This window comes from Alistipes sp. 56_sp_Nov_56_25 (assembly GCF_001915285.1).
Taxonomy (GTDB): Bacteria; Bacteroidota; Bacteroidia; order Bacteroidales; family Rikenellaceae; genus Alistipes; species Alistipes shahii.
Map to the genome: position 1 here is coordinate 83,467 of NZ_MNQF01000004.1, position 7,207 is coordinate 90,673.

Consider the following 7,207-nt stretch of genomic DNA (forward strand, 5'->3'; position numbering starts at 1 on the left):
AAAGACTGTCGCCGAAAGGGAATTTTGTGCGGATACATGTTAGCAACATCGGGTGCTAACATTGTCTGCGTTCCGGAGGCAGGGCTAAAATCGCTAAAAATCAGGCGATAACTTGGCTGTTTGGGAAATAATGCGTATATTTGCGCGCTTTAGGCCCTCGCGTGCGTATGCGGGTGGGGTTGCCGGCAAGAAAAGGGGTGGGGCTAATATCCTGAACCTCAAAGAAATAAAAACAAAGGGCTGCCGTGAAATATCGAAGGCCCAGCTAATTAACTAATTTTTAATTTTTAACTTCTATTCGTTATGACTGATCCTATTGCGGACTTTCTGACCAGAATTAGAAACGCGGTGAAAGCCAACCACAAGGTGGTTGAAGCTCCCGGTTCAAAAATTAAGCAGGAGATGACCAAGATCCTCTATGAGCAGGGTTATATTCTCGCTTACAAATTCGACAAGGACGAGAAAGGTCATCCGTCGATCAAAATCGCTCTGAAGTGGGACCCCGCCACCAAGACCAACGCCATCAAGGACCTTAAGCGCGTAAGCCGCCCGGGTCTGCGCCGCTATGCGTCGGTTTCGGACATGCCCCGCGTTTTGAACGGCCTGGGCATCGCCATCGTTTCCACGTCGAAAGGCATCATGACCGACGCCAAGGCCCGTCAGGAGAACGTGGGCGGCGAGGTGCTGTGCTATATCTACTAATCGCAAATCATTAAAGAACAACACAATGTCAAGAATTGGTAAATTACCTGTAAACCTGCCGGCCGGCGTTACCGTGGAGGTAGCTGCCGACAACACGGTAAGCGTGAAAGGGCCACTCGGGACGCTGAGCCAGAAAGTTGACTCGGACATCAAGGTAGAGGTCGGCACGCACACGGACGTTCACACGGGCAAGGAAGTTCCCGCCGTTCTGGTGACCCGTCCCACCAACCAGCCCCGCCACCGTTCGCTGCACGGGCTGTACCGCGCGCTGATCAACAACATGGTTGTCGGCGTGTCGAAAGGCTATGAAATCAAACAGGAACTCGTCGGCGTCGGCTTCAAGGCCGAGGTCAAGGGCCAGGTGCTCGAAATGAGCCTCGGCTACTCGCACGACACGCATTTCCTGCTGCCCAAGGAGGTGACCGCCACGGCCGTTACCGAGAAAAAGGGCAACCCGATCGTAACCTTCAAGTCGATCGACAAGCAGCTCATCGGCCAGGTTGCCGCGAAGCTCCGTTCGCTGCGCAAGCCGGAGCCGTACAAGGGCAAGGGTATCAAGTTCGTCGGCGAGCAGATCCGTCGCAAGGCCGGTAAATCAGCAGGTGCTAAATAGTAAATAGTCTGAAGTTATGTCATTGAACAAGATAGAAAGAAGAGAGAGGATCAAGATGCGTATCCGCAAGATCGTGAGCGGAACGCCTTCACAGCCTCGCATGACTGTATATCGTAGCAACAAGCAGATCTACGTACAGTTTATCGACGACCTCGCAGGTGTTACCCTGGCTACGGCTTCCTCGCTGGACAAGGAGGTTGCGGAAGCAGCCGCCGGCAAGAACAAGTGCGAAGTCGCCGCCCTGGTAGGCAAGCTGGCCGCCGAGCGCGCCGTTGCCAAAGGCATCAGCGAAGTAGCCTTCGACCGCAACGGCTACCTGTATCACGGAAGAGTTAAACAGCTGGCCGAAGCAGCACGCGAAGGCGGACTTAAATTCTAAGCGATTATGTCAAATACCAACATAAAGAAAGTACGCACGAGCGATCTCGAACTCAAGGACCGTCTCGTCAGCATCCAGCGCGTTACCAAGGTTACGAAGGGTGGCCGCACGTTCAGTTTCTCGGCCATCGTCGTCGTCGGCAACGAAGACGGCGTCGTGGGCTACGGCCTGGGTAAGGCTTCGGAGGTTCAGTCGGCCATCGCCAAGGGCGTGGAGGACGCAAAGAAGAACCTGGTGAAGATTCCGGTTATCAACGGTACGATCCCCCACAAGCAGGAGTCGCGTTACAGCGGTTCGCTCGTGATGATTCGTCCGGCCGCTCCCGGTACGGGTGTCATCGCCGGCGGTGCCATGCGTGCCGTTCTGGAGTCGGTGGGCATCAAGAACGTGCTTGCCAAAAGCAAGGGCTCTTCGAATCCCCACAACCTGGTGAAGGCGACCATCGGCGCACTGTGCGAGCTGCGCGATGCCCACAGCATCGCCCGCGTGCGCGGTATCTCGATGGACAAGGTGTTTAACGGTTAATTCTCAAGAAGAACATGGCAAGATTGAAAATCACCCAGGTCAAAAGCCGCATCGGCTCCACGGAGCGTCAGTGCAAGAACCTTGACGCGCTGGGTCTGAAAAGGATCAACGCGAGCGTCGAGCACGACGACTCGGTGATCATAAAAGGTATGATTGCGCGCGTGAAGCACCTCGTGAAGGTCGAGGAAGTAGCCCCCGCCAAGAAGGCTGCCCCCAAGGCCAAGAAAGCCGAGGTCAAGGAGGAGGCTGCACAGGCCGCAGAATAAGTTTAACAGCTAACGGACTATAACAATGGAACTCAATAATCTCAAACCCGCAAAGGGTTCAACGCATCACGATAAACGGATCGGCCGCGGTGCAGGTTCGGGCCACGGCGGCACGGCTACCCGTGGACACAAGGGTGCACAGTCGCGTTCGGGTTACTCGCGCAAGCTCGGCTTCGAGGGTGGCCAGATGCCGCTTCAGCGTCGCCTCCCCAAGTTCGGTTTCACGAATCTGAAACGAGTTGAATTCAAGGCCATCAACCTCTCGACGCTCGAGGAGCTGGCAGCCAAGAAATCGCTCACGGAGGTTACGGTCGACACGCTCATCGCCGCAGGTTTCATCTCGTCGAACGACAAGGTGAAGATCCTGGGCAACGGCACGATTTCGAAGGCGCTCGCCGTCAAGGCGCATGCGTTCTCGAAGAGCGCCGAGGCGGCCATCACGGCAGCCGGGGGCAGCGTCGAAAAACTGTAAGCAACCTTAGAACCCAAAAATTATGAATCAGTATCTCGTTGTTGGTGTCGTCTTTTTGGTGGTAATCGCTCTTTTGGCGACCAACAAGAAATTGGTAGAAACGCTCAAGAATATCTACAAGATCGAGGAGCTTCGCAAGCGTGTCATTTACACGATCGGGCTTCTGCTGGTCTACCGCTTGGGTAGTTTCGTCGTGATTCCGGGCATCAACCCCAACGCCCTGGGCGAGGGTTCGGCGTATGCCAGCCAGCTGGAAGGCAACGGACTTCTGGGTCTGTTGGACGTCTTCTCCGGCGGTGCGTTCGGCAACGCCGCTATTTTCGCGCTCGGAGTCATGCCGTACATCACCGCCTCGATCATCATCCAGCTCATGGGTATGATGGTTCCGTATTTCCAGAAAATGCAGAAGGAGGGTGAGAGCGGCCGCCGCAAGATGAACCAGTGGACACGCTTCCTGACGATCGGCGTGCTGATCCTGCAAGGTCCGGCGTACATCGCCAACCTGTACCATCAGATGCCCACTGCGTTCGTTTACGGCAATTCGTTCGGCTTCGTTGCCTATGCGACGACGATCCTGATCGCCGGAACCATGTTCATCATGTGGCTGGGCGAGAAGATCACCGACAAGGGTATCGGTAACGGTATCTCGCTGATCATTATGATCGGTATCGTGGCACGTCTCCCGCACGCGCTGTTGGCCGAGGTCAACGCCCGCTTCCAGACTGCCTCGGGTAGCGCCATCATGCTGATCCTCGAGCTGGTGCTGCTGTTCCTTGTCTTCATGGCAACGATCGCTCTGGTACAGGCGGTCCGCAAGGTCCCTGTACAGTATGCAAAGCGTATCGTCGGTAACAAACAGTACGGCGGCGTACGTCAGTACATTCCGCTGAAGATGAATGCCGCGAATGTGATGCCTATCATCTTCGCGCAGGCTCTGATGTTTATTCCGGCGCTGTTCTCCGGTACGGCTTTCGCGGCTGCTTTCAGCTCGATGACCGGTTTCTGGTACAACTTCACGCTTGCAGTGCTGGTAATCGCCTTCACCTACTTCTACACGGCGATTATCATCAACCCTCAAATGATGGCCGATGACATGAAGCGAAACGGCGGCTTTATCCCGGGAGTGAAACCGGGTAAGCAGACCGTGAACTACATCGACACCATCATGACGCGTATCACCCTTCCGGGTTCGTTCTTCCTGGCGATCGTGGCGATCCTGCCCGCGCTGGCGATGAAGTTCCTGGGCATCCAGCAGTCGTTCGCCTACTTCTACGGAGGTACGTCGCTGCTGATCATGGTCGGTGTGGTACTCGACACTCTGAAGCAGATCGAGAGCTACCTGCTGATGCGCCATTACGATGGTCTGATGAAGACCGGACGTATTCAGGGTCGTCATTAGGAGTTTTTCCGAAGAGTTCTTAAGCGAAGAAATGATCTATTTAAAGACAGACGAGGAGATAGAGCTGCTCCGGGAGAACAACATCCTGGTGTCGGAGACGCTGGCGGAAGTGGGTCGCCACATCCGTCCGGGCGTCACCACCAAGGAGTTGGATTCGATTGCCGAGGATTTCATCCGCGCGCACGGAGCAGTTCCCGCCTTCCTCGGGTATCAGGGATTTCCCGCTTCGTTGTGTATATCGGTAAACGAACAGGTGGTTCACGGTATCCCATCCTCGAAATGCGTTCTCAAAGAGGGCGACATCGTTTCGGTCGATTGCGGTACGTTTATGAAGGGGTTTGTTGGTGATTCGGCATATACGTTTGCCGTTGGCGAGGTTGCCGGGGAAGTTAGGCAGCTGATGGACGTCACCAAAGAGGCTCTTTATAAAGGTACGGCGCAGGCCAAAGCCGGCAACCGCGTAGGCGACGTGTCGGCAGCCGTGCAGGAGTACGCCGAAAGTTTCGGCTACGGAGTCGTGCGCGAACTGGAGGGACACGGACTGGGTCGGAAAATGCACGAAGACCCCGGTGTTCCCAATTACGGCGCACGCGGCAGAGGACCGCTCCTGAAGGAGGGCATGGTCATCTGCATCGAACCCATGATCAACATGGGGACCAAAGCGGTGGTTTTCGAACGGGATGGCTGGACGGTCCGCACGCGGGACCACAAACCGGCGGCGCACTACGAGTTCGCCGTTGCGGTCCGCAAATCGGGACCCGATGTCCTGACGGACTTCAGTATCATCGAAAAGGCAATAAACAATTAAGACTCTATGGCAAAACAAACTGCTATTGAAAGGGACGGGACGATTATCGAGGCGCTGTCCAACGCGATGTTCCGCGTCGAACTGGACAACGGCCACATTCTCACGGCCCATATCTCGGGAAAGATGCGTATGCACTACATCAAGATCCTTCCCGGAGATAAAGTAAAAGTGGAGATGACGCCCTATGACCTTACGAAGGGACGTATATCTTTCCGGTACAAATAATTAGATTGCTTGAAAATCATGAAAGTTAAAGCATCCATCAAGAAAAGAAGCGAGGATTGCAAGATTGTGAAGCGTAAAGGCAAACTTTATGTCATTTGCAAAAAGAATCCCAAGTTTAAAATGCGCCAGGGGTAATGTTTTTTAAACAAGTCAAAAAAGAAAAAGAATTTATATGGCACGTATAGTCGGTGTAGATTTACCGAAAAACAAAAGAGGCGAGATCGGCCTGACCTATATCTACGGTATCGGTCGTTCGACGGCTCGTAAGATTCTCGAGACCGCTGGCATCAGCTACGATCTCAAAGTACAGGATTGGTCGGACGACCAGATCGGTGCGATCCGTTCGACGATCGTCGACCTGGGTCTGAAAGTCGAGGGCGAATGCCGTTCGATGGTCCAGCTGAACATCAAGCGCCTGATGGACATCGGCTGCTACCGCGGCATCCGTCACCGTCTGGGTCTTCCCGTCCGCGGTCAGTCGACCAAGAACAACGCGCGTACCCGCAAGGGCCGCAAGAAGACTGTCGCAAACAAGAAAAAGGCAACGAAGTAATCTTTAGAGAATTATGGCAAAGAAAACTGGAACAGTTAAGAAAAAGGTTGTTAAGGTCGGTGCGCTGGGCAATGTCTATGTACACTCCACTTTCAACAACGTAATCATCACCATCACCAACGAGGTGGGCGATGTCATCAGCTGGTCGTCGGCCGGCAAGATGGGCTTCCGTGGTTCGAAGAAGAATACTCCGTATGCAGCACAGACCGCTTCGGCGGATTGCGCCAAGGTCGCTTACGACATGGGCCTGCGCAAGGTGAAGGTTTATGTGAAGGGTCCGGGTGCAGGTCGCGAGTCGGCCGTGCGCACGATCCACGGCGCCGGTATCGAGGTGATGGAGATCATCGACGTTACGCCGCTGCCGCACAACGGCTGCCGTGCTCCTAACCGCCGCCGCGTATAATTCAGGCACAGGTTAAGGATAATTTCAAGGTTTTAAAAAAAGACAGAACAATGGGAAAATATATAGGACCTAAATCGAAAATCGCCCGTAAATTCGGCGAAGCTATCTATGGTGCGGATAAGGTGCTCGAAAAGCGCAACTATCCTCCCGGACAGCATGGTCTGGCGCGCAAGCGCAAGAAAGTGTCGGAGTACGGCACGCAGTTGAGCGAGAAGCAGAAGGCGAAGTACACGTACGGCCTGCTGGAGAAGCAGTTCTCGCGCACCTACGAGCAGGCTGCCCGCATGGGCGGTATCACGGGTGAGAACCTGCTGAAGCTGCTGGAGTGCCGCCTGGACAACGTCGTTTACCGCTTGGGTATCGCCCCGACGCGTGCGGCTGCCCGCCAGCTCGTTTCGCACTGCCACATCTGCGTGAACGGCAGCGTCGTGAACATCCCCTCGTACTCGCTGCGCGCGGGTGACGTGGTGTCGGTTCGCGAGAAGTCGAAGAGTCTGGAAGTGATCTCGGCATCCCTGGCCGGCTCGTCGAAGAGCCGCTACGCCTGGTTGGAGTGGGACAACGCCTCGATGAGCGGCCGTTTCCTCCAGAAACCCGAGCGTGAGGAGATCCCCGAGAACATCAAGGAGCAGCTCATCGTCGAGTTGTACTCGAAGTAGTAATCAAAACAAATTCACCTATTATGGCAATATTAGCATTCCAGAAACCTGAGAAGGTTATTATGCTTGAATCCACTTCGTCGTTCGGGAAGTTCGAATTCCGACCGCTGGAGCCCGGATTCGGTATGACTGTCGGTAACGCTTTGCGTCGTATTCTGCTCTCTTCGCTGGAGGGTTACGCAATCACGACTGTCAAGGTAGCC

13 protein-coding genes and 1 pseudogene are annotated in these 7,207 nt (G+C 54.7%); all 14 read left to right on the forward strand.

Going from position 1 to position 7,207, the window contains the following annotated elements; all coding sequences use genetic code 11:
* The first annotated feature begins 303 nt into the window (after nt 1-303).
* Nucleotides 304-702, forward strand: coding sequence for a 30S ribosomal protein S8 (rpsH, locus tag BHV64_RS03235; protein ID WP_044054319.1), 399 nt, complete (start codon nt 304-306; stop codon nt 700-702).
* A 25-nt stretch (nt 703-727) separates the two neighbouring features.
* Nucleotides 728-1,315 (forward strand): 50S ribosomal protein L6, encoded by a 588-nt coding sequence (rplF, locus tag BHV64_RS03240; RefSeq protein WP_044054321.1) that lies wholly within the window; start codon nt 728-730, stop codon nt 1,313-1,315.
* 16 nt (nt 1,316-1,331) lie between these two features.
* Nucleotides 1,332-1,694: a 50S ribosomal protein L18 gene (gene rplR, locus BHV64_RS03245; protein WP_044054323.1), complete on the forward strand. Its 363-nt coding sequence runs from the start codon at nt 1,332-1,334 to the stop codon at nt 1,692-1,694.
* Between the two features lie 6 nt (nt 1,695-1,700).
* Nucleotides 1,701-2,219 (forward strand): 30S ribosomal protein S5, encoded by a 519-nt coding sequence (rpsE, locus tag BHV64_RS03250; protein WP_015547063.1) that lies wholly within the window; start codon nt 1,701-1,703, stop codon nt 2,217-2,219.
* A gap of 14 nt (nt 2,220-2,233) precedes the next feature.
* On the forward strand, nt 2,234-2,485 hold the full coding sequence (gene rpmD / locus BHV64_RS03255; RefSeq protein ID WP_022061021.1) for a 50S ribosomal protein L30: 252 nt from the start codon (nt 2,234-2,236) through the stop codon (nt 2,483-2,485).
* Nucleotides 2,486-2,510: 25 nt separating this feature from the next.
* Nucleotides 2,511-2,957: a 50S ribosomal protein L15 gene (rplO, locus tag BHV64_RS03260; protein WP_015547064.1), complete on the forward strand. Its 447-nt coding sequence runs from the start codon at nt 2,511-2,513 to the stop codon at nt 2,955-2,957.
* A gap of 22 nt (nt 2,958-2,979) precedes the next feature.
* Nucleotides 2,980-4,356, forward strand: a complete 1,377-nt coding sequence (secY, locus tag BHV64_RS03265; protein WP_044054326.1) for a preprotein translocase subunit SecY — start codon at nt 2,980-2,982, stop codon at nt 4,354-4,356.
* A gap of 31 nt (nt 4,357-4,387) precedes the next feature.
* Nucleotides 4,388-5,164 carry a type I methionyl aminopeptidase gene (map, locus tag BHV64_RS03270; RefSeq protein WP_118406801.1) on the forward strand — a complete coding sequence of 259 codons (777 nt, stop codon included), beginning with the start codon at nt 4,388-4,390 and terminating at the stop codon, nt 5,162-5,164.
* 6 nt (nt 5,165-5,170) lie between these two features.
* Nucleotides 5,171-5,389: a translation initiation factor IF-1 gene (gene infA, locus BHV64_RS03275; protein WP_015547066.1), complete on the forward strand. Its 219-nt coding sequence runs from the start codon at nt 5,171-5,173 to the stop codon at nt 5,387-5,389.
* An 18-nt stretch (nt 5,390-5,407) separates the two neighbouring features.
* Nucleotides 5,408-5,524 (forward strand): type B 50S ribosomal protein L36, encoded by a 117-nt coding sequence (gene ykgO / locus BHV64_RS03280; RefSeq protein ID WP_010262443.1) that lies wholly within the window; start codon nt 5,408-5,410, stop codon nt 5,522-5,524.
* Nucleotides 5,525-5,561: 37 nt separating this feature from the next.
* Nucleotides 5,562-5,942 (forward strand): 30S ribosomal protein S13, encoded by a 381-nt coding sequence (rpsM, locus tag BHV64_RS03285; protein ID WP_138265808.1) that lies wholly within the window; start codon nt 5,562-5,564, stop codon nt 5,940-5,942.
* Between the two features lie 13 nt (nt 5,943-5,955).
* Nucleotides 5,956-6,345, forward strand: a complete 390-nt coding sequence (rpsK, locus tag BHV64_RS03290; protein ID WP_015547068.1) for a 30S ribosomal protein S11 — start codon at nt 5,956-5,958, stop codon at nt 6,343-6,345.
* Nucleotides 6,346-6,395: 50 nt separating this feature from the next.
* Nucleotides 6,396-7,004 carry a 30S ribosomal protein S4 gene (gene rpsD, locus BHV64_RS03295; RefSeq protein WP_015547069.1) on the forward strand — a complete coding sequence of 203 codons (609 nt, stop codon included), beginning with the start codon at nt 6,396-6,398 and terminating at the stop codon, nt 7,002-7,004.
* Between the two features lie 23 nt (nt 7,005-7,027).
* A pseudogene (locus BHV64_RS03300) lies at nt 7,028-7,207 on the forward strand (DNA-directed RNA polymerase subunit alpha); the annotation flags it as partial.

What these genes read in the sequence shown, in the direction of transcription:
- rpsH (WP_044054319.1), top strand. Translation starts at nt 304, where the DNA reads ATGACTGATCCTATTGCGGACTTTCTGACCAGAATTAGAAACGCGGTG.
- rplF (WP_044054321.1), top strand. Translation starts at nt 728, where the DNA reads ATGTCAAGAATTGGTAAATTACCTGTAAACCTGCCGGCCGGCGTTACC.
- rplR (WP_044054323.1), top strand. Translation starts at nt 1,332, where the DNA reads ATGTCATTGAACAAGATAGAAAGAAGAGAGAGGATCAAGATGCGTATC.
- rpsE (WP_015547063.1), top strand. Translation starts at nt 1,701, where the DNA reads ATGTCAAATACCAACATAAAGAAAGTACGCACGAGCGATCTCGAACTC.
- rpmD (WP_022061021.1), top strand. Translation starts at nt 2,234, where the DNA reads ATGGCAAGATTGAAAATCACCCAGGTCAAAAGCCGCATCGGCTCCACG.
- rplO (WP_015547064.1), top strand. Translation starts at nt 2,511, where the DNA reads ATGGAACTCAATAATCTCAAACCCGCAAAGGGTTCAACGCATCACGAT.
- secY (WP_044054326.1), top strand. Translation starts at nt 2,980, where the DNA reads ATGAATCAGTATCTCGTTGTTGGTGTCGTCTTTTTGGTGGTAATCGCT.
- map (WP_118406801.1), top strand. Translation starts at nt 4,388, where the DNA reads ATGATCTATTTAAAGACAGACGAGGAGATAGAGCTGCTCCGGGAGAAC.
- infA (WP_015547066.1), top strand. Translation starts at nt 5,171, where the DNA reads ATGGCAAAACAAACTGCTATTGAAAGGGACGGGACGATTATCGAGGCG.
- ykgO (WP_010262443.1), top strand. Translation starts at nt 5,408, where the DNA reads ATGAAAGTTAAAGCATCCATCAAGAAAAGAAGCGAGGATTGCAAGATT.
- rpsM (WP_138265808.1), top strand. Translation starts at nt 5,562, where the DNA reads ATGGCACGTATAGTCGGTGTAGATTTACCGAAAAACAAAAGAGGCGAG.
- rpsK (WP_015547068.1), top strand. Translation starts at nt 5,956, where the DNA reads ATGGCAAAGAAAACTGGAACAGTTAAGAAAAAGGTTGTTAAGGTCGGT.
- rpsD (WP_015547069.1), top strand. Translation starts at nt 6,396, where the DNA reads ATGGGAAAATATATAGGACCTAAATCGAAAATCGCCCGTAAATTCGGC.